Genomic DNA, 23,685 nt, shown 5'->3' with positions numbered 1-23,685 from the left:
GGCGCCAAGGTGAGGGGTCTCGGTGCGTTGGAAGACCCGCCCCAGCTCAAAGAGCAGAAAAGGACCCTCCTCGCCTTGGGCTAGGGCGGCCTGCAGGTTTTTGAGGAGGCCCGGGTAGAGCATGGTGCGCAGGGCGGTGCGTTCACGGGTCTGGGGGTTTTGCATGTAGACGGTGGGGAGGGGGGCTCGTAGGTGCTCGCACTCCTCCGGTGAGGTCCAGGCGTAGTTGATGACCTCCTGGAAGCCCAGGCCGGCCATGACCGCCTTTAGCCGCTCGCTGGCCTCGTAGGGCTCGTCCACCCCCAGGTTGTCGGGGTGGGGGAAGAAGCTGGGCAGACGGACCGGAATCTTCTCGTAGCCCACGATCCGGGCCACCTCTTCCACCAGGTCTTCTTCGATGTTCAGGTCCACCCGGTGGCTGGGGGGATAGACCCGGTAAAGACCGGTTCCCTCGGCTTCCGCTCGGCAGCCCAGGCGGCGCAGTATGGAAAGCTGCTCTTCCTCAGGGTACTCCAGGCCTACCAGGCGGTTGGTGTAGGCGGGACGGAAGGGGATGGGGGCTCTGGGCTGGAGGTGGTTGAGCTCGCGCCACTCCGCCGCTGCTTCCACCCCCTCGCCCCCCCAGGCTTGGAGAAGCTCTAGGAAGCGGGCCGCTGCCCGGAGCAGCCCCTCGGGGTCTGCTCCTCGCTCGAATCGGTAGGAGGCTTCGGTTCTGAGGCCATGCCGTTTGGCGCTGCGGCGCACCACTACAGGGTCAAAGTGGGCCACCTCCAGGGCCACCGCGGTGGTCCCCTCCCAGATCTCCTCCTGGGCGCCTCCCATGATTCCGGCAAGGCCCGCCGGATAGCTTTCGGGACCCTTTTTCACCGTGATGAGCAGGTCGTCGGGGCTGAGTGCCCGCGTCACCCCATCCAAGGTGGTGAGGCGCTCCCCCGGGCGGGCGAAGCGGACGTAAAGCCCTTCTCCTATGCGCTTCGCATCGTAGGCGTGCATGGGGTTGCCCAGCTCCAGCATGGCGTAGTTGGTGGCGTCTACCACGTTGGAAATGGGCCGCATGCCCGCGGCAAGAAGGCGGCGCTGGGCCAGGAGGGGGCTCGGCCCTACCCGCACCCCGCGGGCGTAGAAGAGGGTGAACCGGTCGCAGGCCCTGGGGTCTTCGATCCAGACCCCGAAGGGAAGGGGGATGGGGGTGGTCTTGGGGCTAGGGTTGGGCTCTACCAGGCCCAGGCCCAAGGCGGCCAGGTCGCGGGCAACCCCGTAGACCGACAGCCAGTCTGGGCGGTTGGGGGTGATCTCAATCTCAATCACCTCGTCCGGGCCGTAGACCTCGGCCAGGGGTGTACCTGGGGGTAGGGCATCGGGAGGGAGTTCCAGCAGGCCGCCGGCGTACTCGCCCATGCCCAGCTCGCGGGCCGAGAGGGCCATGCCAAAGGACTCCACGCCAGCGACCTTTCGGGCGCTGATGCAGCTCCCATCCGGCAGTACAGCGCCGGGTAGGGCCAGCGCCACCCCTACGCCAGCTTTGGCGTTGCTGGCCGCAGAGACCACCCGCACCTCGAGCCCTGCGTCCAGGATCAGTTGCTGTACCCCCTTGCCCTCTATTGGCCTCACCTCTTTGACCTGGGCGAACACTATCTTGCTGTGGGGCACGGGCAGGGGGTATATCGCCTCGGTTTCAATGCCCAGCCCGGCCAGCATTTCCTCCAGGCGGTCGCTTCGGGGGGCTTCAGGCAGGAATTCCTTGAGCCAGCTGTAGACAACCTTCATGCTTAGACCCCACCTTTCGTCAACCCTTGAACTGCCTTAGGAAGCTCAGGCGGTTCTGGTAGAAGTAGCGGATGTCGGGGATGCCGTAGCGCAGGATGGCCAGCCGCTCTACCCCCATGCCGAAGGCCCACCCGGTCATGCCCTGGTAGACCCGGGGCAACCCGAGCCGTTCGCGGTAGTCGTCCACCACCCTGAAGAGGTAGGGGTGGACCATCCCAGCCCCGCCCAGCTCGAGCCACCGCTCCCGCTCCGGCCACCACATGGCAAACTGCACCCCAGGCTCCACGAAAGGGAAAAAGGTGGGCTGGAAGCGGACCCTGCCTTCCTTGCCGAAAAGCCCCCGGGCCAGCTCAGCAATCGCCCCTTTGAGGTCGGCCATGGTGATGCCTTCCCCCACCACCAGCCCCTCGAGCTGGTGGAACATGGCTTCGTGCGAAGCGTCGGTTTCCTCATAGCGGAAGACCCGGCCCGGGACCACGATGCGGAAGGGCGGGGTGTGCCGGATCATGTAGCGAATCTGCATCCCCGATGTGTGTGTGCGCAGCACCGCACCCCCTAGGCTGTTCACCTCTTCGCCGAAGGGACCTTGGATGGTGAAGGAGGGCTCCCCCTTGAACTCCACCCAGAAGGTGTCCTGCATGTCCCGGGCGGGGTGCCACTCAGGCATGTTGAGGGCGTCAAAGTTGAAGAACTCGCTCTCCACCTCGGGGCCCTCCACCGCGCTGAAGCCCATCCGGCGGAAGATGCGCAGGAGTTCGCCCAAAATCAGGCTGGTCAGGTGGAGTCCACCGGAGGGAAAGGCGAGGCCGGGGAGGGTGACATCCACTGTCTCCTCTTCCAACCGCTTTTGCAGGGCTTGCTCCTTTAGGGTTGCTTCCCGCGCCTCCAGGGCCCTTTCCAGCCGCTCCTTCCACTCGTTGAGGCTCCGGCCCCTCTCCCGGCGCTCCTCCGGGGAGAGCTGGCCTAGGGCCTTCATGGCTTGGGTCAGCAGGCCGTTCCTGCCCAGGTAACGGACCTTCAGGGCTTGTAGAGCCTCCAGGCTTTCTGCGCGGCCGATTTCCTCTAGCGCTGCGTTCAGCTCCATCTGGCCTCCAAGGGCGAACGAGAGGGGCGGCCCACAGGCCGCCCGCGAGAGAGGTCTGCCCCTCCCGCAGGCCTACCCAAAAAACCACCTCCCGGTCATGGCCTAAAGTCTACGCGACCGCCCTGCTGGACTCAAGGGCCTGTCCGAGGACGGCCAGGGCCAGCCCGGTGATGGCTGCGCTGGCCGGGCCGGGGCCTGGCTTAGGGTTTTGGGAGGCTGAAAAACCCCAGATGCGCGCCTCCCAGCGCTTTCGGCCCCCATACGGGGATTCGTGGTCGGAGGGGTTTGCCAAAATGGGGGTGTGAACTACGAGACCTTTGTGGAGACCGCTGAGCGCTTGTGGGCGGAGATCCCTGAGGAATTCAAACGGGGTTTGCAGGGGTTGCACATCCTCGAGGAGGCCAAACCCGACCCCGAGGAACCAGGCCTGCTGCGCCTGGGGGAGTACCATGACCCCGGTTTTCCCTCGGTGCTGGGCGGCTTTGAGGGGATTGGTCGGCACATAGCCCTCTTCTACGGATCCTTTGCCGCTCTCGCGGCTGAGGACCCTGAGTTTGACTGGGAAGGGGAGGTATGGGAAACCCTGCTCCACGAGCTGCGCCATCACCTGGAGTCGCTGGCTTGGCGCGACGACTTGGTGCGCGAAGACCTGGAATTTCTGCGCCGCTACCGACGGAAAACCTAAGCCCTGCGGGGGGCCTTGCTTTAGGGCAGGCGGTGCCCGCAGGGCTGTAGGGTTCAGCCCTTCAGGGCCTCAATACCGGGTAGGGTGCCCATCTCCAGAAGCTCCAGACTGGCCCCGCCCCCGGTGGAGACGTGGCTGAACTTGTGGGCCATGCCCAGCTTGTTGGCGGCGGCCACCGAGTCGCCACCCCCGATCACGGTAAAAGCCCCTTCTAGCCTGGCGATGGCCTCTCCTATCGCCAGGGTGCCCTTGGCAAATTCGTCCACCTCAAACACGCCCATCGGCCCGTTCCAGAGCACTGTCTTGGCTCCCTGAAGGGCCTCAGCGAAGCGCTTAGCGCTCTCAGGCCCGATGTCCAAGCCCATCCAGCCCTCCTCTATGGCCTCAGCGGGCATGATGCGGGTAGGGGTACCGGCCTCAATCTTTTGGGCGGCCACCACGTCCACAGGGAGGAGCAGCCTGACCCCCAGCGACTCCGCCCGTCCCATCAGGTCGCGGGCCAGCTCGAGCCGGTCGTCCTCCACCAAGCTCTTGCCCACCTGGCCGCCCTTGGCTTTGATGAAGGTGAAGGCCATGGCCCCCCCTATGACCATTCCGGTCACTTTGGGGAGCAGGTTTTCTATGACCCCAATCTTGTCCGAGACCTTAGCACCCCCCAGCACCACCCAGTAGGGCTTCTCGGGGTTGTGCAGCACCTTGCCAAGGCTCTCCACCTCCTTTTCCATCAGGAGACCCGCGTAGCTGGGCAGAAAGCTGGCCACCCCGGTCACCGAAGCGTGGGCCCGGTGGGCCGAGCCAAAGGCATCCAGCACAAAGGCCTCGCCCAGCCGGGCATATCGCTGAGCCAAGGCGGGGTCGTTTCGCTCCTCTCCGGGTTCAAAGCGGACGTTGTCAAGGAGGACCACCGCGCCCTGGGGGGCGGCTTCCACCCTTGCCAGGGTGGCGTCGCTGGCCGGGGACAGCTCGGGGGAGCCGCCTACGAAGAGCACCGGCCTGCCCAGGTGCCTTTCCAGTACCGGGGCCACCGGGGCCAGGCTGCTGGCTGGGTCAAAGCCTTTGGGCCGTCCCAGGTGGGAAAGGAGCACCAGGGTGGCCCCGCGTTCCAGGAGCTGCTTCAGGGTGGGCACCGCGGCGGAGATACGGGTTTCGTCCCCCACCACCCCGTCCTTCAGAGGGACGTTGAAGTCCACCCGCACCAGCACGCGCTTGCCGCTGGCGTTGAGTTCTCTTAGGGTACGCATCCGCATGGCCTTCACCCTAGGAAAGCCGTTGGCCGATGTACTGGGCCAGGTCGGCCACCCGGCAGCTGTAGCCCCACTCGTTGTCGTACCAGGCCACCACCTTGACCAGGTTGCCCACCACCAGGGTGTCGAGGGCACTGAAGATGGAGGAGTGGGGGTCGCCCTTGAGGTCGCTCGAGACCAGCGGTTCCTCGGTGTACGCAAGAATCCCCTTGAGGGGGCCCTCGGCGGCGGCCTTCATGGCCGCGTTGACCTCTTCTTTGGTCGTTTCCCGGTTGAGCACTGCGGTGAAATCCACCACCGAGACCGTGCTGGTAGGCACCCGGAAGGCCATCCCGCCGAACTTGCCCTTTAGCTCGGGAATGACCAGGCCCACTGCCTTGGCCGCGCCGGTTTCGCTGGGCACGATGTTGAGGGCGGCTGCCCGGGCGTCGCGGGGGTCGTCCTTTACCGCATCCACCAAGCTTTGGCTGGCGGTGTAGGCATGAACGGTGGTGAGGAGGCCCTTCTCAATGCCGAAGTTGTCGTTGAGAACTTTGGCCACAGGCGCCAGACCGTTGGTGGTGCAGCTCGCGTTGGAGACCACGTGGTGCTTCTGGGGGTCGTACATGTGCTCGTTGACCCCCATCACCACGGTCAGCATGTCGCCCTTGCCAGGGGCGCTGATGATAACCTTCTTGGCCCCGGCCCGGAGGTGGGCCTCAGCGGCCTCGAGCTTGGTGAAGCGGCCCGTGGACTCAATCACGATGTCGGCCCCAATCTCACCCCAGGGCAGTTTGGCTGGGTCTTTTTCCTCGTAGACCCGGATCCTCTTCCCGTTTACGGTGATGCTCTCCTCATCGTAGCTGACCGTCCCGGGGAAGCGGCCGTAGTTGGAGTCGTACTTGAATAGGTGGGCCAGGATGGCATTGTCGGAGAGGTCGTTGATGCCCACCACATCCACGCCCCGCTCGAGCAGGATGCGAAACACCTGACGGCCAATCCGACCAAAACCGTTGATGGCTACGCGCATAACTCCTCCTCCGTGGCTCAAGGAACCCACAAAGTTCCAGAGCACACTATACCGCCTGGTGCGCCGCGGCCCATAAGCGGTGTCAAGGTGCGTGGGAGCTTTCGTGAATAAATACACCAAAAAGGGTTCAGCCCACCCCCAAGTAGGCCAGGTACCACCCCAGCAGGTCCTCCCCGTAGAAGAAGGCCACCAGCCCTCCCACCGCCAGGTAGGGGCCAAAGGGCATCTGGTTGCTCCCTCCGAAGCGGCGGGCTATCAGACCGAGCAGGGCTCCTGCCAGCACCGCGAGGAAGAGGGCCACCAGCAGGTTGGGGAAGCCCAGCCAGACCCCCAAAAACCCCGCCAGCACCACATCGCCGTAGCCCATCACGCTTACATAGCCGCTTTGGGGCTCCTCCTCGGGCTCCACCTTGTCGGAAGGCTGGCGGGCCCACCAGTAGAGCATGCCCACCAGGGCCAGTCCACCGGCCGAGAGGAGCATCCCCCGTAGGCTTCCTAGGGGGGACAGCCCCAGCCCCAAAGCGGCCAGCGGCGCCAGTGCGGCCAAGCCCAAGGTAAGGCCGTCGTGCAGGGCCCAGACCCTGCCGCTACGCAGGTTGAGGGCGGCATTTAGAAGCCCCAGCAAGAGCCCCAGGCTACCCAGCCACGTTCCGCCCACGTTGCCCCACATCCCGCCCCAGGCTCCCCCCATGGCTGCTAGGTGAACCAGGTGTACCCCGAAGGGGCCCTCGCGGGGACTGTCCTTGAGGCGGTTGTAGAGAAGCCCGCCGTATCCGGCGAGCAGGGCCATTAGGCCAGCCCCCATGAGCCCGGCCTCCAGGGCCTCGGGAAAGGCCCTGGGGTAGCCCAGGGAGTAGGCCGCCCCTAGCCCCAGGAAGACACCCCCAAAGTTGAGGGAGTTGGGCAGGGTCTTGGTGTCTATGTCGATGAAGGCCAGTGCAATGAGCAGGGCGATAAGCGCCCAGATGAGAATCAGCTCGGGAAAGCTGGGCCTCAGCAGGGCTGCTGCGGCGAAGAGGGAGGCGGTCAGGGCCTCCACCAAAGGGTAGCGGGGGGAGATGGGGGCTTGGCAGCCACGGCACCGGCCGCCTTGAGCCACCCACGAGAGGATGGGCACCAGCTCGGCGGGGGAGAGTGTGCGGCCGCACTGGGGGCAGCTCGAGCGCGGCCAGACCACCGAAAGCCCCCGGGGCAGTCGGTAAATCACCACATTTAGAAACGAGCCGATGAAGCTTCCCAGCAGGAAGGCTAAGACAGCAAGCGTCCACTCCACCCTGCCATTATTACAGCTGGGGTAGACTGTCCGCCGTGCTAAGGAGTCCCTTGCTTCAGGTGCCCCATGGTTTCACTACCCGGGCGGGTGGGGTTTCGCCTCCGCCCTACGATAGCCTGAACCTAGGGCTTTCCACTGCTGATGACCCGAGGAACGTTTTGGAAAACCGCCGACGGGTTCTGGCCCTTTTCGGCCATCCGCCGCAGGCGGCCTTGCGTCAGGTACACGGCAGCCAGGTACACCCGGTGGAGACCCCTGGGGAGTGGGAGGGCGACGGCTTGCTAACCTCTACCCCGGGGCTATTGCTCCGGGTGAGCGCAGCCGACTGCTACCCGGTTTTGCTGCACGACCCCGTGAGGGGCGTGGTGGGGGCCTTGCATGCGGGTTGGCGGGGGGTGGTTCAGGGGATTTTGCCGCGGGCCTTGGAGCTGGCTAGGGCCCGCTACGGCGTGGACCCTGCCCATCTTCGGGTCGCAGTGGGGCCGGGAATTGGGGGGTGTTGCTACTGGGTGGGCCCGGAAGTAGCCGAGCGCTTTGAGGCGGCTTCTTTGCCCTTTTACCGACCTGACCCTGAGCAGCCCGGGCGCTACCGCCTCGACCTCGAGGCCGCCCTCCGCTTCCAGGCCCTGCAGGGTGGGGTGCGGCCGGAGCATTACTGGACCCTGGGGAGCTGCACCTACACCGATGATCGCTTCTTTTCCCATCGCCGCGACGGGGGTCGCACGGGGCGGATGTGGGCCCTCATCATGCTTCCGGGTAGACTATGAAGGTGCTCAGGCCCAAAGCCTTCCTTCCGGCGGTGACAGCGGTGACGCCCCAGTGGCTTTCGGAGCGGGGGCTGAAGGCGGTGCTGCTTGACCTGGACAATACGCTGGTGCCCTACGAAGCCTACGGCGAAGCCCCCCGCCACCTGCTGGACTGGCTGGAGGAACTGAGGCGAGGGGGGGTGGGGGTGTTCTTGGTCTCCAACGGCAGACCTCGGCGGGTGCGCTACTGGTCCGAGCGGTTGGGGGTTCCCGGGTTTGGCCCGGCGGGAAAGCCCTGGTTTGGTTTTCGCAAGGCCCTGCGACAGCTGGGGCTTGCGGCCCACGAGGTGGCGGTGGTGGGGGACCAGCTCTTCACGGATGTCCTGGGGGGAAACCTGGTAGGGGCCTACACTGTGCTGGTGCCTCCGCTTTCAAGCCGGGAGATGGGGTATACCCGGTTGGTGCGCAAGTTGGAGCGCTGGGTTTTGCGGAACCTAAAATGGGGTATTTGACCCAAACGAGGCCCACCCAAGCCCCACAATAGGTAAGGAGTAGGGAGGATGAGGATGGCGCTGGGTATCCTGGAGCCAAGGTGGGGAACCTCGCAGGGGCTTCGCGCGGTTTTCAAGCCAGCCTCGTCCTAGGAGGGTAGAGCGAATGGCAAATGTTCTGACCATTGGAGATAAGCGACTGGGGGCGGCCCTTTTGGAAATGGGCCTCTTGAGCGACGAGGAGCTCCAGCGGGCCCTCGAGCAGCACCGCGAGGTGGGGGGTAACCTCTCCGATGTGATCGTGGACCTGGGACTGCTTTCCGAGCGTCGCATTGCCCAGGCCATCGAGGAGGCCTTCGGCATCCCCATGGTGGAGCTGGTGGGGATGGAGATTTCCCCTGAGGCCAAGTCGCTCATCCCTGCCGAACGAGCCCGCGACCTGGGGGCCATCCCCTTTAGCCTCGAGGGGGGTACCCTGAGGGTAGCCCTCCTGAACCCCCTGGACAACATGGTCCTGGAAGAGCTGGAAGACCTGACCAACCAGATCATTGAGCCCTACCTGACCACCCCCTCCTCGTTCCGCTACGCCCTGGCCCTGCACTACCCCGAGCTGGGCCTGCCGGTGCCGCCCCCCCCCTCCTCGGCCTCACCGGGGGAGGTGCAGCTCGGGGAGTTGCTGGTCCGCAAGGGTTGGCTGAGCCGCGAGGCCCTCGAGGCAGCCTTGGTTGAGCAGGAGAAGACCGGGGAGCTTTTGGGCCGCCTGCTGGTCCAAAAGTACGGTCTGAGCGAGGAACAGCTCTACCAAGCCCTGGCCGAACAGGCAGGCATGGAGTTCAGGCCGGAGTTGGGAGGGCTCGAGGTGCAGCCCGAAGCCACCGCGCTGTTGATGCGTTCCGATGCCCTGCGCTACCAGGCGGTGCCGGTGCGCCAGGAGGGTTCGCAGGTGCTGGTGGTGCTGGCCGACCCCCGGCATCGGCAAGCAGTGGCCAAGCTGATCGATCGCCCCACTCAGTTCACCCTGACCCTGCCCAAGACCTGGGAGGGACTTTTTGCCAAGGCCTACCCTGAGAGGAGCCGGATTGGGGAAGCCCTGGTGCAGGAGGGTAAGATAGACCGCTCGGCCCTGCAGGCAGCCCTCTCGGTGCAGCGGCGCATGGGCAAGACCCGCCCTTTGGGCGAGGTGCTGGTGGAGTTGGGCTACGTGACCGCGCAGGACGTAGAGGAAGCCCTGGCCAAACAGCGGCAAGGGGGGGGGCGGCTGGAGGACACCTTGGTGCAGTCGGGCAAGATCAAGCCCGAGATGCTGGCCAAGAGCCTGGCGGCCCAGCTTGGTTACCCGTACATCGACCCTACCGACTCGCCGCCCGACCCCTCGGTGCTGACCATGGTCCCTGAGAGTACCGTACGCCGCTACACCGTTTTCCCGCACCACCTGGAGGGCAATACCCTGGTGGTCTTGATGAAAGACCCCCGCAACATCCTGGCAATCGACGACCTGCGCATGATTACCAAGCGGGACATCATGCCTGCGGTCTCGGCGGAGTCGGCCATCACCAGGCTTATAGAGCGCTTTTACGGCAGCACCACCGGGGTTGAGGAGCTGGCCCGTGAGTTTGAGGGTAAGAAAAAGGAGGAGGAAACCGATACCAGCGCCCTCGACGACAATGCGGTGGTCAAGCTGGTCAACAGCATTATTCGCGAAGCCTACCTGCAAGAGGCCTCGGACATCCACATCGAACCCCGCCAATCCGACATCCTGGTGCGCATCCGGGTGGATGGGGCGCTGCGGGAATACATGCGCCTGCCCAAAGGGGCCGGGCCAGCCATCGCTTCGCGGGTCAAGATCATGGGAAACCTGGATATTGCTGAGCGCAGGCTTCCCCAGGATGGCCGGGTGCGCTACCGCGACCGCTCCATCGACCTGGACCTGCGCCTTTCTACCTTGCCCACCGTCTATGGCGAGAAGATCGTGATGCGCCTCCTGCGCAAAGCTGCGGACATCCCCGAAATCGAGCAGCTCGGCTTTGCCCCGGATGTCTTTCAGCGCTTTGAGGACGTGATTTCCAAACCCTACGGGATTTTTCTCATCACCGGCCCCACGGGTTCGGGTAAGTCCTTCACCACCTTCAGCATTCTCAAACGCATCGCCACCCCGGACAAAAACACCACCACCATTGAAGATCCAGTGGAGTACGAGATTCCTGGCATCAACCAGACCCAGGTGAACCCGGTGGCGGGCCTGACCTTTGCCAAGGCCTTGCGCAGCTTCCTGCGCCAAGACCCCGACATCATCATGGTCGGTGAGATTCGCGACTCCGAGACAGCCAAAATCGCTACCGAGGCCGCCCTTACCGGCCACCTGGTCATCGCCACGTTGCACACCAACGACGCCGCTGGAGCGGTTACCCGGCTGGATGAGATGGGGGTGGAACTCTTCAACATCTCTGCGGCCCTGATAGGGGTGCTGGCCCAGCGGTTGGTGCGGCGCATCTGCGAGCACTGCAGGATTCAGGTTGAGCCAGACCCCATGGTGCTGCGTCGGTTGGGGCTTTCCAAGGAGGACATCGCGGGTAAGGCCCTTTACAAGGGCACCGGGTGTGATAAGTGCAACGGCACAGGCTACAAGGGCCGGGCGGCTATTCACGAGCTGATGGTGCTGGACGATGAGATCCGGCGGGCCATCGTGGAGGGGCAGTCGGCCACCCAGATTAAGGAGATCGCCCGGAAGAACGGGATGAAAACCCTGCGCGAGGACGGCATTCAGAAGGCCTTCCTGGGAATTACCACGCTGGAAGAGGTGATGGCCCGCACCAACGAGTGAGGGCCGAGGCGGGTTAGAATCCCCTTGCCATGACCTGGAAGGACTACCTATCCGAACACCAGGCTGTCCACCTTGAGGACCTTCGTACCTTCCTTTCCATCCCCAGCATCTCGGCTCAGCCTGCCCACAGCCAGGATGTGCAGCGGGCTGCGGCGTGGTTAGCGGCCCGCTTTAGGCAGGCCGGCTTTTCGCACGCCGAAGTGCTGCCCACCGCCGGGCACCCGGTGGTCTATGCCGAGCACTGCCCCTACCCAGATAGACCCACGGTGCTCTACTACGGCCACTACGATGTGCAGCCCGCCGACAACCCCGAGCGGTGGAACTCTCCTCCTTTTGAGCCCACCATTGTGGACGGACGCATCGTGGCGCGTGGGGCCTCGGACATGAAGGGCCAGGTGATGGCCTTTTTGCTGGCCGCCGAGGCCCTCATCGCCGCTGGAGCCCTGGGCCTCAACCTCAAGGCGCTGATCGAGGGTGAGGAAGAGATTGGCAGCCCTCACCTGCCCACCTTTATTGAGCAGAACAGGGAGCGCCTGCGCTGCGATGCGATCATCAACGGCGACAGCGGCCAGCTCTCCGAGACCACCCCTCTTCTCAGCCTGGGGGTGCGGGGCATCTGCGGCCTCGAGTTTGATCTGATCGGCCCTAGCCACGATCTGCATTCGGGCTCCTGGGGCGGCCAGGTGCAAAACCCCCTCCATGCCATGGCCGAACTGGTCGCCTCGTTGCACAACCCCGATGGCAGCGTGGCGGTCAGGGGCTTTTACGACGACGTGGAACCCCTAAGCCCCGAGCTGCGGGAGTGGTACAAGAAAATTCCGTGGGATGAGGAGGAGATGCGGCGGAAGCTGGGGGTGCCGGAGTTTTACGGGGAGGCCGGCTACACCCCTTGGGAGCGGATTACCGGAAGGCCCACGCTCGAGGTCAACGGGATGTGGGGCGGGTATACCGGCCCTGGCAGCATGACCGTCATCCCCTCCACCGCCCACGCCAAGATTACCTGCCGTCTAGTGCCCCACCAGGACCCCGATAAAATCGTGGCGCTGGTCAAGGCCCATCTGGAGGAACACCTACCCAAAGGGGTGCGCCTCTCGGTGCGGGTCAAGGAGTCGGGTGCTCCAGCCTTCCGTACTCGGGCCGACCACCCGGCGGTCCAGGCCGCCAAGGAGGTGCTGACCGAGCTTTACGGCGTGCCCCCAGTGGAAACCATGTTTGGCGGCTCGGTGCCCATCCTGAGTACCCTGAAAAAGCTCCTGGGGCACGACCCGGTGAGCTTCGGCTTTGGCCTAGAGGACGAGCTCATCCACTCGCCCAACGAGTTCTTCCGCCTAAGCAGCTTTGAGAAGGGCAAGCAGGGCTACGCCATGCTGCTGCTGCGGCTGGCCAGGTGAGGCTCAACCACGCCTTGCGACCAGGGTCAGGATGTCGTAGAGGGCAACCGTCCTGCCCTCCTGGTTGATGATTTCCACCGCCCAGGTGACCACCCCGGTGGGCCGCTCGCCGGGCTTGGGGTCTTTGGCGGTCTTGGACTTGACCGTGAGGCGAGCCTGGAGGGTGTCGCCTATTTTGACCGGCTCGATGAAGCGGAGCCGCTCGAGGCCGTAGTTGGCCAGGACCGGCCCCGGGGCTGGGTGCACAAAAAGGCCCGCAGCAGCCGAGATCAGGAAGTAGCCGTGGGCTACCCGCTCCCCAAAGATGGAGTCCTTGGCCCCGATTTCGTCCACGTGGGCGTAGAAGTAGTCGCCCGTCACGTTAGCGAAGTTCACGATGTCGGCCTCGGTCACGGTGCGGCGGTGGGTGAGGAGGCTCTCGCCGATCTCCAGGTCCTCAAAGTACTTGCGGAAGGGGTGGATGGGGCCCTCCTTAACCTCGGCCCCGCGCACGTACTCCTGGCACAGGACCATCAGCGTGGTGGGGTCGGTCTGCACCGCACACCGCTGCAGGTAGTGCTTGATTCCCCGTAGCCCGCCCAACTCCTCGCCGCCCCCGGCCCTGCCGGGCCCCCCGTGCACCAGCGGGGGGAGGGGTGAGCCGTGGCCGGTGGACTCCTTTGCGTTGTCCCGGTTCAGGATGAGCATCCGGCCGTGGTGGGTGGCGCAGCCAAAGAAGAGCCGGCGGGCTTCCTCGCGGTCGTAGGTGACAATGCTGCCTACCAAGCTACCCCGACCGCGCCGGGCCAGGGCGACGGCCTCGTCCAGGTCTTCGTAGGGCATCAAGGTAGCCACGGGGCCAAAGGGCTCGAGGTCGTGGGCGGCGGAGTCCCAAGGTTTGGCGCTGTAGAGCAGGGTGGGGGGCATAAAACCGCCCTTTTCGGGGTCGCCGCCCAAAAGCTCCCCCGAGCCCTCCCAGGCCACCTCACAGCCCTGCTCCTTGAGCCTGCGGACCACCTCCAGCACATCAGCCCGCTGCCCAGCTCCCACCAGCGGGCCCATGCGCACGTCTTCGCGGCTGGGGTCGCCCAGGGTGGCCTGGGACAGCTCTTGTTTGAGGGCCTCGAGTACGGCCTCGCTCTTCCCGCGGGGCACGATGACCCGCCTTATGGCGGTGCACTTCTGCCCGGCCTTGACGGTCATCTCGCGGGCGACTTCCTTCACGAATAGCCCGAACTCGGGGTCGCCCGGCTCCACCGTCTGGCCCAGGATGGCGCAGTTGAGGCTGTCGGCCTCCATGTTGAAGGGTACCGAGTGGGCCACCAGGTTTGGGTGGGTTTTGAGCTTTCGGCCGGTAGCGGCCGAGCCGGTAAAGGTTACGCTGTCCTGCTCGCTCAGGTGGTCAAATAGGTCGCCAATGCTTCCACAGACGAGCTGGATGGCTCCCTCGGGCAGAATCTTGGACTCCAGCATGGCCCGAAACACCGCTTCGGTCAGGTAGGCGGTCTGGGTGGCCGGTTTGACAATGGCTGGAACCCCCGCGATAAGCCCCGGGGCCAGCTTCTCCAGCATCCCCCAGACCGGAAAGTTGTACGCGTTGATGTGCACCGCCACGCCCTCTTTGGGCACCAAGAGGTGCCGCCCCAGGAAGCTGCCCCCTTTGGAGAGGGCTAGCGGGTCGTCCTCGACCAGAAAGCGCTCGTTGGGTAGCTCGCGCCGGGCCAGCGAGGCGTAGCTGAAAAAGGTGCCGATGCCCCCGTCGATGTCGAACCAGCTATCGTGGCGGGTAGCGCCGGTCTTGTAGGAGAGGGTGTAGAAGGCCTCCTTACGCTCCAGCAGGTACTGGGCTAGTGCCCGCAGCATGGCCGCCCGCTCGTGAAAGGTGTGGCGCCTGAGGGCTGGCCCCCCCACCTCCCGCGCGTAGCGCACCATCTCGGCGAAGTCCAGCCCTTCGCTGCTCACCTCAGCGATGGGCTCTCCCCAGACCGCATCCCGCACCACCACCCCGGGGGCCGGGCTCTCGAACCAGACCCCTGCCGCGTAGCTTTTTAGTTTCATGCCCTCATTCTAACAAACGCTCGTTTGAGAAGGGGTCGGGGAAGGCCCGCGCCAAGGTGGGGAAGCCCCCGCCCTCAGTGGGTCAGCACCCTGCGCACCGCCTCCAGCACCCGCTTGGCGTCGGGGCGGTAGTAGTGCTCCACCGCGCTGAAGGGTGGGTAGGGGGCATCCCAACCGGCCACCCGTACGATGGGGGCTTGCAGGTAGTCCAGGGCCTCCTCGGCAATGCGGGCCGCCACCTCGGCCCCAAAGCCGCAGGTGCGCATGGCCTCGTAGACCACCACCGCCCGGCCGGTCTTCCGCACCGAGGCGAGAATGGTTTCCGTGTCGAGGGGAACCAGGGTCTCGAGGTCCACCACCTCCAGCTCTACCCCCTCCCGGGCGGCCACCTCGGCGGCCTTCAGGCAGACCTCCACCATCCCCCCATAGCAGAAGAGGCTGGCCGCATTGCCCTCGCGCACCACCCGGGCCTTGCCCAAGGGCAGGGTGTAGTAGCCCTCGGGCACCGGGGCCTTCACCCCCCGGTAGAGCTTGATGGCCTCCAGGAAGAACACCGGGTCGGGGTCCTCGATGGCCGCGAGCAAAAGCCCCTTGGCCCGCTCGGGGGAGGAGGGGATGACTACCTTCACCCCCGGCACGTGCGCCAGAATTGCCTCAGGGCTGTCAGCGTGCTGCTCGGGGGTTTTCACGCCGCCGCCGTAGGGAGCCCGGACGACCATGGGAATCGTAAAGCGCCCCCTCGTGCGGTGGCGCATCCGGCCCAGGTGCGAGAGAATCTGGTCGAGCGCGGGGTAGAGGAACCCAGCGAACTGAATCTCGGCCACCGGCCGCAGCCCGGCCATGGCCAGCCCAATCCCGAAGCCCACGATGCCCGACTCGGCCAGGGGGGTATCGAAGACCCTTTGCTCCCCGTACTTCTGCTGCAAGCCGTCGGAGGCGCGGAAGACCCCGCCCATGGTGCCCACGTCCTCCCCGAAGAGCACCACTCGAGGGTCGCGCTCTAGGGCTAGATCCAGCGCCTCGTTGATGGCCTGGACGTTGTTCAGCACCCGGGTCTGGCGCTCAGCGATCATGCCTCACCCCGCAGGTAGACCCAGGCGGCTTTCTGGTCGGGCTGCATCTCGGCGTAGACCTGTTCCACAATCTCCCAGGGTTTGGGCTCCCTGGCCTGGTCGGCGAGGGCCAGCTCAGCAGCAAACTCGGCCTCCAGCGCCTCGCTGAGCCGAGCCTCCTCCTCCTCGTCCCACAGCCCCAGGTGTGCCAGGCAGTTTTTCATGCGCGCGATGGGGTCCCGCCTTTCCCACTCGCGGGTGGTCTCCTCGCTGCGGTAGCGGCTGGGGTCGTCGGAGGTGGTGTGGGGTGCGATGCGGTAGGTGAGGGCCTCAATCAGGGTGGGGCCCTCACCCCGGCGGGCTCGCTCCACTGCCTCCTTGGCTACGTTCCAGACCGCCACCAGGTCGTTGCCGTCCACCACCACCCCCGGAATCCCGTAGCCCTGGGCCCGCTGGGCGATGCGCTCTACCTTCATCTGCTTGTGGGTGGGCACGCTGATGGCCCAGCCGTTGTTCTGCACCACCACCAGCAGGGGAGCGCCAAAAACCGCGGCAAAGTTGAGCCCCTCGTGGAAGTCGCCCTCCGAGGTGCCCCCATCGCCGATGAAGACCGCAGCCACTGCGTTCTTGCCCAAAAGCCGCTGGGCATGGGCCACCCCGGCCGCCTGGGGAATCTGGGTGGCGATGGGGATGTAGAACTGCACCATGTTTACATCCGGGGGGGCGCCCCAGCCTGCGGGGTCGGCCCGCCAGCTCAGGATGAGCTTGTGGATGGGCATGCCAAAGGTGAGGGCCGCCGCGCTTTCGCGGTAGCTAGGCAGAAGCCAGTCGTGGTCGGCCTTGAGGCAGAGGGCCACCCCTACCTGGGCGGCCTCCTGACCCCGGAAGGGGGGGTAGACCCCGAGCCGCCCCTGCCGCTGGAGGAGCACCGCCTTCTCGTCGAACAGCCGGGCCCGCCTGAGGGCCCGGTAGCCCTGGCGAAGCTCCTCCGGGCTGAAGGGCAGCTCCCGCAGGGGTATGCCGGTGTCGTCTAGGTACCGAACTGTTTCCACGCAGACCAGTTTAGACCAATGGGGTTGCGCCTGTCTTGTGCAGGGTGCCGGGGGGGCTTGCTCTGTGAAGAGGTGGGTTTTCTGGTTGGTATGGAGGCTGTCTATTCGGGGAGAGCGCCGGTCTAGGTGCGGACCTTAAGGTAACCCGCCAGCCGCCTTAGGGCCTCTTCAATCTCCGCTTCGGTCTTGCAGAAGGCGAACCGGAAGAGGCCCTTGGGGGCCGGGTGCTGGGTGTAGAAGGCTGAGCCTGGGATGGCAGCGACCCCGGCTTCGCGCACCAGCGCCTCGGCCTCGAGCCCGGGCAGGAGGGCGGTGAGGAAGTAGGTCCCGGCGGGGGAGAAGGTCTTTAGGCCCAGCGCGCGCAGGCCTTGCTCGAGCAAGTCCTTGCGCCGGGCGTAGCTCTCACGAAGCTGAGCGTAGAAGCCTTCCTTACGGGCTATGGGCAGCGCTTCGGCCACCGCGGCCTGAAGCGGGGCTGCCGAACAGAAGCTGCTCCACTGGCGCATCCCGGCCACCTGGGGGGCCAGGCCGGGTGGGGTGACGATCCAGCCAATGCGCCAGCCGGTGGCCTCGAGCCGCTTGCCCGCTGAGCCCACGGTGAAGACCCGCTCGGGAGCCAGCCTGCGCAGGGGTATGGGGGGCTCATTGAAGTAGAGCTCGTCGTAGACCTCGTCGCTCACAATCCAGAGGTCGTGCTGGCGGGCCAGGGCCACAATCTGCTCGGCTTCGGCTTTGGAGAGGAGCGAGCCGGTGGGGTTGTAGGGGTTGGTGAGCAGAAGGGCCTTGGTGCGCGGGGTAATGGCCCCCTCGAGGGCCGGGAAGTCCACCTCCCAGCGGTCGGTGAGGCGCATGGGCACCATGACCGGGGTAGCCCCGGCCATGCGGGTTTGGGGGATGTAGACGTCGAAGTAGGGCTCGAGCATCACCACCTCGTCCCCAGGGCCATAGAGCGCTTCGGCCAGGGCATGCAGGGCCTCAGTACCCCCTGCGGTGATGATGACCTCCTGGGGGGAAACCCCTAGGTCTTCGGCCACCGCCTCGCGCAGGCGGGGTAGGCCAGCGGGTGGGGTGTACTGGTCCACCGTGCCGATGGCCCGGCGGGCGGCCTCGAGCAAGAAGGGGGGCGGAGGGTTGGAGGGAAACCCCTGCCCGAGGTTGATGGCCCCGTGTTCAGCCGCCAGACGGCTCATCCGGGCGAAGATGCTCTCCTGGGAGAGCTCGGTGCGGGGGTGGAGCTGGGCCATGCAAGAAAGTTTACCCCAAGCCCTAGGCGGTGAGGAGCTGGAGGTAGTCCTCCAGCTTCAGGCTGGCCCCGCCGACCAGGCCGCCGTCCACGTTGGGCTGAGCGAAGAGGGCGGAGGCGTTGTCGGGTCTGACCGAGCCCCCGTAGAGGATGCGCACCCCTTCGGCAAAACCCCGGCCGTACCGGCCCTCCAGCCAGCTCCGGATGGCTTTGTGCATGGCCTCGGCGTCCTCAGGGGTGGCGGTTTTGCCGGTGCCGATGGCCCACACCGGCTCGTAGGCGATGACCAGGCTCGAGGCCGCGGGGGGGTTGACCCCGTTCAGGCTGCCCTCCAGCTGCCGCAGGGTGTAGGCCACGTGCTCCCCGGCCTCCCGGACTTCCAGCGGTTCCCCCACGCAGAGAATCGGCACGATGGCCTGCTCCAGCAAACGCTGGGCCTTCTGGGCCACTAGCGCGTCGGTTTCCCCGTGGTAGCTGCGCCGCTCGGAGTGGCCCACAATGGTGTAGAGGCAGCCTAGGTCGGCTAGCATCCGGGCTGAAACCTCGCCGGTGTAGGCGCCTTCCCTGTGGGCCGATACGTCCTGAGCCCCGTAGGCCACGCGGTCCCCCAGCACTTGGGCGGCGTAGGGCAGGTGGGTGAAGGGCAGCAGCAAAGCCGCCTCGGCTTCGGTCTGGGGTAGGCGCTCCAATAGGTTTTGGAACCAGGCCCGGGCCTCCGAGGGGGTCTTGTGCATCTTCCAGTTTCCAGCGACCAGGCGCCTGCGCATAGCGCTTCAATCATACCGGTCGGCCAGGCGGGGGCGTTCAGGGCCGCATCCGGGTATACATGCGGGGGAAGGGGATGGCCTCGCGGATGTGCTCCAGCCCGCAAATCCAGCGCACGGTGCGCTCCAGCCCCAGGCCGAAGCCGGCATGGGGCACGCTGCCGAAGAGGCGCAGGTCCATGTACCAGTCAAAGACCTCCTCGGGTAGGTGGTGCTCGCGAATCTTCTGGCGTAGAAGCTCGGGGTCGTGGATGCGTTCGGAGCCGCCGATAATCTCCCCTACCCCCTCGTGGGCCAGCAGGTCGGCGTTCAGCACCACCCTGGGGTCGTCGGGGTCGGGCTGCATGTAGAAGGCCTTGATGGCCGCAGGGTACTTCTCCACGAAGACCGGCCGGTCAAACTGCTGGCTCAGCGCGGCCTCGTGGGGGGCACCGAAGTCCTCCCCCCAGGCCAGGGGGCTGAGGCCCAGCTCGGGTTTCTCCGCCGCGACCCGGTTCACCCGCTCGATGGCCTCGGTATAGGTGATGCGGGGGAAGCCCCCCTGAGCTGTGGCCTCCAGGGGTTTGGTGTCCCGCTCGAGCATCTCCAGCTCGAGCCGCCGCTCCTCTAGCACCCGCCCCACCAGGTAGGCCACCAGCTCTTCCTGGAGCCTCAGGTTCTCCTCGTGGGTCATGAAGGCCACCTCGGGCTCCACCATCCAGAACTCCAGCAGGTGGCGGCGGGTCTTGCTGCGCTCGGCGCGAAAGGTGGGTCCGAAGGTGTACACCTTGCCAAAGGCCATGGCCCCGGCCTCAGCGTAGAGCTGGCCGGACTGGGACAGGTAGGCCTTTTCGCCGTCAAAGAGGTCAACCTCGAACAGGTCGGTGGTGCCCTCCACGGCGTTGGGGGTGAGGATGGGGGCGTCTAAGCGGATGAAGCCTCGGGCGTGGAAGAAGTCGTGTATGGCCCGCTCGAGCTCATCCCGTACCCGCAGGGCCGCCCAGGCCCGGCGGTGGCGCAGGTGGAGGTGGCGGTGGTCCATCAGGAACTCCACCCCGTGCTCCTTGGGGGTGATGGGGTATTCCCGGCTGGGCCGGGCGATGACCCGAAGTCCCTGGACTGCGAGCTCATATCCTCCGGGCGCGCGGCGGTCGGCCCGCACCACCCCCCAGACCTCCAGGGCGGTCTCCTGGGGGAGATGGTCGGCCTCCTCAAACTGGGCCTCGGGTAGCTCCCCTTTGAGGGCGGTGGCCTGGATGAAGCCCGTGCCGTCGCGGAGCTGCAGGAAGTGGATCTTCCCTTTGGAACGGCGGTTGGTGAGCCAGCCACGGAGGAGCACCACCTGGCCCTCGTGGCGGGCAATTTCCTCAATGAAAACCCTCTGCACCCGCTGATTTTAGCAAAAGCACCCCCACCTGGCCGGCGGGGTTTTGCCCTATGATGTCCGCAGAATGGCCCACGATCCTGCCCCTAAGTTTGCCCACCTTCACCAGCACACCCAGTTTAGCCTGCTCGATGGCGCTGCGCGCCTGAAAGACCTCCTCCAATGGGTCAAGCAGGTCTCGCCCCAGGAGCCCATGCTGGCCATGACCGACCACGGCAACCTGTTTGGGGCGGTGCAGTTCTACAAACAGGCCACCGAGATGGGGGTCAAGCCCATCATCGGTTACGAGGCCTATGTGGCCGCCGAGTCGCGCTTTGACCGCAAACAGGGAAAGGGGCTGGACGGAGGTTACTTCCACCTCACCCTCCTGGCCAAGGACATGGAGGGCTACCGGAACCTCTGCCGCCTGGCTAGCCGGGCCTACCTGGAGGGCTTTTACCAAAAGCCGCGGATTGACCGGGAGATTCTGCGAGAACACAACGCTGGGATCATCGTCCTCTCGGGCTGCTTGGGGGCTGAGATCCCCCAGCTCATCCTGCAGGAGCGCTACGAGGAGGCCCAGGGGCGCCTGGAGGAGTACCTGGCCATCTTTGGTCCAGACCGCTACTTCATCGAAATTCAGGACCACGGCCTGCCCGAGCAGCGCAAGGTGAACCGGGTCTTGAAGGAATTCGCCGACAGATACGGCCTGGGTGTGGTGGCTACCAACGACGGCCACTACGTGCGCAAGGAGGACGCCGAGGCCCACGCGGTAATACTGGCGGTCCAGTCTAAGAGCACCTGGGACGATCCGAACCGCTGGAGCTTTCCGTGCGATGAGTTCTATGTGAAAAGCCCCGAGGAGATGCGCAGGGCCCTGGAGGGGGAGCGGGAACTCTGGGGGGCGCGGTTTGAGGAGCTTTTTGACAACAGCCTCCATATTGGCCGGATGTGCAACGTGGAGTTGGTGCCCAAGAAGGTGCAGTACCGCATCCCCAAGTACCCCCTGCCCGAGGGGCGCACCGAGGCCGTTTACCTGCGCGAGCTGACCTTTGCTGGGCTTCTGAGGCGCTACCCCGATCGGGTAACGCCGGAGCTCTACCGGGAGTTCCTGCGCCGGCTGGGCAGGCCTGTGCCCCACGGCGACGGGGAGGTTTTGGCCCTGGCGCTGGCCCAGGTGGAGGACCTCGAGGCGGCCCGGGCCCACCTGCCCCCCCTCGAGGAGGGGATGGTCTGGGATGGCTGGGCCATTCTTGCGCGGGCCGTCTACGAACTTTCGGTCATAGAGCGGATGGGCTTCTCGGGGTATCTCCTCATCGTGAGCGACTTCATCAACTGGGCCAAGGAGGAGGGCATCTCGGTGGGGCCGGGGCGCGGCTCAGCCGCAGGGAGCCTGGTCTGCTATGCCACCCGCATCACCAACATCGACCCCCTGGCCTACAACCTGCTCTTTGAGCGGTTCTTGAACCCCGCGCGGGTTTCCATGCCCGACATAGACACCGACTTCTCGGATGTGCGCCGCGGGGAGGTGATTGAATACGTGCGCAGGCGCTACGGCGACGACCGGGTAGCCCAGATCGGCACCTTTGGCACCATCGCGGCCAAGGCGGCCATCAAGGACGCCGCGCGGGTCTTCGGCCTTCCGGTTAAGAAGGCCGACGAGCTGGCCAAGCTGATCCCCGTTACCTTCGGCAAACCGATGCCGCTGGACAAGGCCATTGAGACCATTCCCGACCTCAGGGCGGAGATGGAGAAGGACCCTCTGGTCAAGCGGGTGCTGGAGGTGGCCCAGCGGCTGGAGGGGCTCTCCCGCCAGTCCTCGGTGCACGCAGCAGGGGTGGTCATCGCCGATGTTCCCCTCCAGGACTACATTCCCTTGATGCGGGCCGGCGACACCGGGGCCAAGGTGACCCAGTACGACATGGGCTCGGTGGAGGCCCTGGGTTTTCTCAAGATGGACTTTCTGGGCCTGCGGGCCCTTTCGCAGCTCGAGGAGTGCAAGCGCATCATCCGGGAGTCCAGGGGGATAGAGCTGGACTACGATAGGCTGCCCATGGACGACGCCAAGACCTTTGAGCTTCTGGGCCGGGGGGAGACCAAGGGGGTCTTCCAGCTGGACTCGGCGGGGATGACCAACGCGGTGCGGGGGCTGAAGCCGCGCCGCATCCAAGACATCATCGCGCTGGGGGCGCTCTATCGGCCTGGCCCCATGGAAAACATCCCCACCTACATCCGCCGCCATCACGGGCGCGAGGAGGTGAGCTACCCCCAGTTTCCCCACGCCGAGCGGTTCATCCGGCCCATCCTGGAAGAGACCTACGGGATTCCTGTGTACCAGGAACAGATCATGCAGATTGCCACCGCGGTAGCGGGGTACAGCCTGGGCGAGGCCGACCTGTTGCGGCGGGCCATGGGTAAGAAAAAGATGGAGGAGATGGTCAAGCACAGGGCGCAGTTCAGGGAAGGTGCTGCCAAAAACGGCATCCCTGCGGAGGAGGCGGACCGGCTGTTTGACCTGCTCGAGGCCTTTGCCAACTACGGCTTCAACAAGAGCCACGCCGCGGCCTACGCTATCCTCACCTACCAGACCGCCTATGTGAAGGCCCACTTTCCGGTGGAGTTCTTTGCGGCCCTGCTCACCGTGGAGCGCCACGACTCCGACAAGGTGGCCGAGTACATTCGGGCGGCCCGTGCTGCGGGGGTGGAGGTGCTGCCGCCCGACATCAACCGCTCCGGCTTCAGCTTTAGCGCTTTGGAGAAAGGGGTGCTTTTTGGTCTTTCGGCGGTGAAAAACGTGGGTGAGACGCCCACCGAGCTTATCCTCAAAGAGCGCGAACGGGGAGGGCCTTTCAGGTCCCTTCCCGACTTCCTGCGCAGGCTGGACAGCAGCGTGGCCAACAAGCGGGTGGTGGAGTCCTTGATCAAGGCCGGGGCTTTTGATGCCTTTGGCCCCAGGGGTCCGATGCTTGCGGTGCTGGACGACCTTTTGAGGTGGGCCCAGGCTGAGCGGGAGCGCTCCCAGTCTGGAATGATGGGCCTTTTTGACGAGCTCCAGGAGCCTTCTATTCCCAAAGGCCCCCTTCTGGACGCCCTCACCGAGCTTCGGATGGAGAAGGAGGCGCTGGGTATCTACGTGACCGGCCATCCCCTGCTGCGCTACGAAGGCCTGCGGGAGGCAGCGAGCTGCACGATTGAGGAGCTGCCGCGGGTTTTCGCCGAGCAGAGGGGCGGCCGAAACCGGGTGCGGCTTTTGCTGGCCGGGATGGTGGAGGGCATCCAGCGCAAGCCCACCCGGTCGGGGGGGATGCTCATCCGCTTTACCCTGGCCGACGAAACCGGAGCCACCGAGGTGGTGGCCTTTGGCCGCGCCTACGAGCGCATCTCGCCCCGCCTTGCTGAGGACGCTGCGGTGTTGGTGGTGGCCGAGGTGGAGCCCGACGGGGAAGGGGAGGCCCTGCGGGTGGTGGCCCAGGAGGTCTACCCCTACCACGAGCTGGAGGGCCTGCCCAGGGTGCTGGAGCTGGAGCTCGAGCTGGCCCTGGTGGATGAGGAGCGGCTCCTTGACCTGCGGAGCCGCCTGGACGAGCACGCAGGCTCCCTGCCGGTGCAGCTCAAGGTGCGGGGGCCGGGGGGGTGGGCCTTGGTGGAGGCCCGGGAGGTCCGCGCCTCTGAAGAGGCCGTCTC

The 23,685-nt window shown here is 65.6% G+C and carries 17 protein-coding genes; 6 read left to right on the top strand and 11 right to left on the bottom strand.

Going from position 1 to position 23,685, the window contains the following annotated elements:
- Both pheT and pheS read right to left on the bottom strand, forming a co-directional pair.
- On the bottom strand, positions 1-1,767 hold a 1,767-nt coding region (gene pheT, locus NZ849_RS01080; protein WP_295403152.1), incomplete at its 3' end, for a phenylalanine--tRNA ligase subunit beta.
- Between the two features lie 19 nt (positions 1,768-1,786).
- Entirely contained in the window at positions 1,787-2,851 is a 1,065-nt protein-coding gene (pheS, locus tag NZ849_RS01075; protein ID WP_295403149.1) for a phenylalanine--tRNA ligase subunit alpha, read from the bottom strand.
- A gap of 301 nt (positions 2,852-3,152) precedes the next feature.
- Here pheS and NZ849_RS01070 point away from each other — a divergent pair, with 301 nt between their 5' ends.
- Positions 3,153-3,536: a metallopeptidase family protein gene (locus NZ849_RS01070; protein WP_295403147.1), complete on the top strand. Its 384-nt coding sequence runs from the start codon at positions 3,153-3,155 to the stop codon at positions 3,534-3,536.
- Positions 3,537-3,589: 53 nt separating this feature from the next.
- Here the strand turns inward: NZ849_RS01070 and pgk are convergent, their stop codons facing one another.
- The 3 genes from pgk to NZ849_RS01055 all read right to left on the bottom strand — a co-directional run bounded on the left by pgk (position 3,590) and on the right by NZ849_RS01055 (position 7,062).
- Positions 3,590-4,777, bottom strand: a complete 1,188-nt coding sequence (gene pgk, locus NZ849_RS01065; RefSeq protein ID WP_295403156.1) for a phosphoglycerate kinase — start codon at positions 4,775-4,777, stop codon at positions 3,590-3,592.
- A gap of 16 nt (positions 4,778-4,793) precedes the next feature.
- Positions 4,794-5,789 (bottom strand): type I glyceraldehyde-3-phosphate dehydrogenase, encoded by a 996-nt coding sequence (gene gap, locus NZ849_RS01060; protein WP_295403146.1) that lies wholly within the window; start codon positions 5,787-5,789, stop codon positions 4,794-4,796.
- Positions 5,790-5,916: 127 nt separating this feature from the next.
- The gene (locus tag NZ849_RS01055; protein ID WP_295403137.1) at positions 5,917-7,062 is read right to left on the bottom strand and encodes an A24 family peptidase; all 1,146 of its coding nucleotides are present in this window, start codon (positions 7,060-7,062) and stop codon (positions 5,917-5,919) included.
- Positions 7,063-7,088: 26 nt separating this feature from the next.
- On the opposite strand from NZ849_RS01055, the gene pgeF reads away from it, so the two are divergent.
- The 4 genes from pgeF to NZ849_RS01035 all read left to right on the top strand — a co-directional run bounded on the left by pgeF (position 7,089) and on the right by NZ849_RS01035 (position 12,511).
- Positions 7,089-7,829: a peptidoglycan editing factor PgeF gene (pgeF, locus tag NZ849_RS01050; protein ID WP_295403155.1), complete on the top strand. Its 741-nt coding sequence runs from the start codon at positions 7,089-7,091 to the stop codon at positions 7,827-7,829.
- A 2-nt stretch (positions 7,830-7,831) separates the two neighbouring features.
- Positions 7,832-8,320, top strand: coding sequence for a YqeG family HAD IIIA-type phosphatase (locus tag NZ849_RS01045; protein ID WP_295403153.1), 489 nt, complete (start codon positions 7,832-7,834; stop codon positions 8,318-8,320).
- A 145-nt stretch (positions 8,321-8,465) separates the two neighbouring features.
- Entirely contained in the window at positions 8,466-11,120 is a 2,655-nt protein-coding gene (locus tag NZ849_RS01040) for a type II/IV secretion system protein (protein ID WP_295403134.1), read from the top strand.
- Positions 11,121-11,149: 29 nt separating this feature from the next.
- Positions 11,150-12,511, top strand: coding sequence for a dipeptidase (locus tag NZ849_RS01035; protein ID WP_295403131.1), 1,362 nt, complete (start codon positions 11,150-11,152; stop codon positions 12,509-12,511).
- A gap of 3 nt (positions 12,512-12,514) precedes the next feature.
- On the opposite strand, the gene paaZ is transcribed toward NZ849_RS01035, so the two are convergent.
- The 6 genes from paaZ to asnS form a co-directional block, all read right to left on the bottom strand.
- Positions 12,515-14,548, bottom strand: coding sequence for a phenylacetic acid degradation bifunctional protein PaaZ (paaZ, locus tag NZ849_RS01030; RefSeq protein ID WP_295403127.1), 2,034 nt, complete (start codon positions 14,546-14,548; stop codon positions 12,515-12,517).
- A 74-nt stretch (positions 14,549-14,622) separates the two neighbouring features.
- Complete coding sequence (locus NZ849_RS01025) at positions 14,623-15,621, bottom strand: alpha-ketoacid dehydrogenase subunit beta (RefSeq protein WP_295403124.1); 999 nt, start codon at positions 15,619-15,621, stop codon at positions 14,623-14,625.
- Complete coding sequence (pdhA, locus tag NZ849_RS01020) at positions 15,618-16,652, bottom strand: pyruvate dehydrogenase (acetyl-transferring) E1 component subunit alpha (protein WP_295403121.1); 1,035 nt, start codon at positions 16,650-16,652, stop codon at positions 15,618-15,620. The genes NZ849_RS01025 and pdhA overlap by 4 nt, the downstream gene beginning before the upstream one ends.
- Before the next feature lie 122 nt (positions 16,653-16,774).
- The gene (locus NZ849_RS01015) at positions 16,775-17,896 is read right to left on the bottom strand and encodes an aminotransferase class I/II-fold pyridoxal phosphate-dependent enzyme (RefSeq protein ID WP_295403118.1); all 1,122 of its coding nucleotides are present in this window, start codon (positions 17,894-17,896) and stop codon (positions 16,775-16,777) included.
- Positions 17,897-17,918: 22 nt separating this feature from the next.
- A complete protein-coding gene (gene tpiA, locus NZ849_RS01010; RefSeq protein WP_295403115.1) occupies positions 17,919-18,662 on the bottom strand; it encodes a triose-phosphate isomerase in 744 nt (247 codons plus the stop codon).
- Between the two features lie 37 nt (positions 18,663-18,699).
- A complete protein-coding gene (asnS, locus tag NZ849_RS01005) occupies positions 18,700-20,025 on the bottom strand; it encodes an asparagine--tRNA ligase (protein ID WP_295403112.1) in 1,326 nt (441 codons plus the stop codon).
- Positions 20,026-20,089: 64 nt separating this feature from the next.
- Here asnS and dnaE point away from each other — a divergent pair.
- Positions 20,090-23,685: DNA polymerase III subunit alpha (gene dnaE, locus NZ849_RS01000; RefSeq protein WP_295403109.1), on the top strand; the 3,596-nt coding region annotated here is incomplete at its 3' end.

Source organism: Meiothermus sp., assembly GCF_025060375.1.
GTDB lineage: Bacteria > Deinococcota > Deinococci > Deinococcales > Thermaceae > Meiothermus.
The sequence above is the reverse complement of the archived record's forward strand: the minus strand, read 5'-3'. Positions and strand labels throughout refer to the sequence as shown.

What these genes read in the sequence shown, in the direction of transcription:
- pheS (WP_295403149.1), bottom strand. Translation starts at nt 2,851, where the DNA reads ATGGAGCTGAACGCAGCGCTAGAGGAAATCGGCCGCGCAGAAAGCCTG.
- pgk (WP_295403156.1), bottom strand. Translation starts at nt 4,777, where the DNA reads ATGCGTACCCTAAGAGAACTCAACGCCAGCGGCAAGCGCGTGCTGGTG.
- gap (WP_295403146.1), bottom strand. Translation starts at nt 5,789, where the DNA reads ATGCGCGTAGCCATCAACGGTTTTGGTCGGATTGGCCGTCAGGTGTTT.
- NZ849_RS01040 (WP_295403134.1), top strand. Translation starts at nt 8,466, where the DNA reads ATGGCAAATGTTCTGACCATTGGAGATAAGCGACTGGGGGCGGCCCTT.
- NZ849_RS01035 (WP_295403131.1), top strand. Translation starts at nt 11,150, where the DNA reads ATGACCTGGAAGGACTACCTATCCGAACACCAGGCTGTCCACCTTGAG.
- paaZ (WP_295403127.1), bottom strand. Translation starts at nt 14,548, where the DNA reads ATGAAACTAAAAAGCTACGCGGCAGGGGTCTGGTTCGAGAGCCCGGCC.
- NZ849_RS01025 (WP_295403124.1), bottom strand. Translation starts at nt 15,621, where the DNA reads ATGATCGCTGAGCGCCAGACCCGGGTGCTGAACAACGTCCAGGCCATC.
- NZ849_RS01015 (WP_295403118.1), bottom strand. Translation starts at nt 17,896, where the DNA reads ATGGCCCAGCTCCACCCCCGCACCGAGCTCTCCCAGGAGAGCATCTTC.
- tpiA (WP_295403115.1), bottom strand. Translation starts at nt 18,662, where the DNA reads ATGCGCAGGCGCCTGGTCGCTGGAAACTGGAAGATGCACAAGACCCCC.